Below are 925 nucleotides of genomic sequence, written 5' to 3' on the forward strand. Positions count from 1 at the left end.
CGCTCGTGACGGAGTTTGTCTTGCTCGCGGGAGGCACCCGCGAGGCGGCTTTCCAGAGCGGCGACCTTCGCCTGAAGCTCAGGGTTTGTCACGGGACGTGCGTTACACGCCCCGTGACGACTTGTAAATGGGAAAGTTTATCCGGCCGAACCCGCCGCGAGCGCGCGGGCGCGTTGCTTCGCCTTCGGAAGCTGGATCCCTTCGAGGATCCTGGCCATCTCGGCGGCCTCGATCGGGATGCTCGTCGCGCCCGGCTCGAGCCCTTGCGGCACGCGGAACGTCCCGCGCTCGAGTCGCTTGTAGAGCAAGCAAAACCCTGTGCGATCCCACCAGAGAATCTTCACCCGATCCGCGCTCTTGTTGAAGAACATGAACAGCGCACCGGAGAGCGGATCGTCCCGCAGCACCTCGCGCACGACACCCGCGAGCCCATCGAACGAACACCGCAAATCGCGCCGCTCGGTCGCCACGTAGATCGCCATTCGCGCCGGAATCACGCGGCCCCCCCGCGCAGCGCCGCGACGACGCGGCCGAGCTGGGTGAGATCTGCGCCCGGCGAAACGCGAATGACTTCGCCCCGCGGAAGGACGACCTCGAGCATGGCGGAGCGCTCCGGTGAAACGGTGGGCGCCTCCTCGATGAGCGTGACGGGCAGGAACTTCGGCGCTGTCGTCGGCGGAGCGGCCGGCGAGGGCGTATCCGGCTTTCCGAGCCGACTGCTCCACGCGTAAATCATCCCCGCACTGATGCCCCTGCCTTTGGCGAACTCCCGCGCCGATAGCCCGCTCTGCCGCCACTCGTCCACGACGCGCCGCCACCGGCGCTCGGTCCTCGTCGTCCTCGTAGCCATGACGAACCTCCTTCGACGACGAGAACTGCACGGAAGAGCGCAGGAGCGGAAGGATGGGGGTTGCCGGACGGGTAC

General features: G+C 67.2%; 2 protein-coding genes. Both read right to left on the reverse strand.

Annotation, left to right across the window (positions count from 1 at the left end):
- Positions 1 to 137 precede the first annotated feature (137 nt).
- Positions 138 to 497 (reverse strand): IS66 family insertion sequence element accessory protein TnpB, encoded by a 360-nt coding sequence (tnpB, locus tag QHF83_RS53335; protein WP_282425885.1) that lies wholly within the window; start codon positions 495 to 497, stop codon positions 138 to 140.
- Positions 494 to 850 (reverse strand): hypothetical protein, encoded by a 357-nt coding sequence (locus QHF83_RS53340; RefSeq protein WP_282425886.1) that lies wholly within the window; start codon positions 848 to 850, stop codon positions 494 to 496. Before QHF83_RS53340 ends, tnpB begins: the two co-directional genes overlap by 4 nt.
- Positions 851 to 925 lie beyond the last annotated feature (75 nt).

The organism is Polyangium sp. 15x6, assembly GCF_029960785.1.
Classification (GTDB): domain Bacteria; phylum Myxococcota_A; class Polyangia; order Polyangiales; family Polyangiaceae; genus Polyangium.

Excerpts from the sequence above, each read along its gene's own strand:
- QHF83_RS53340 (WP_282425886.1), bottom strand. The coding sequence starts at position 850 with ATGGCTACGAGGACGACGAGGACCGAGCGCCGGTGGCGGCGCGTCGTG.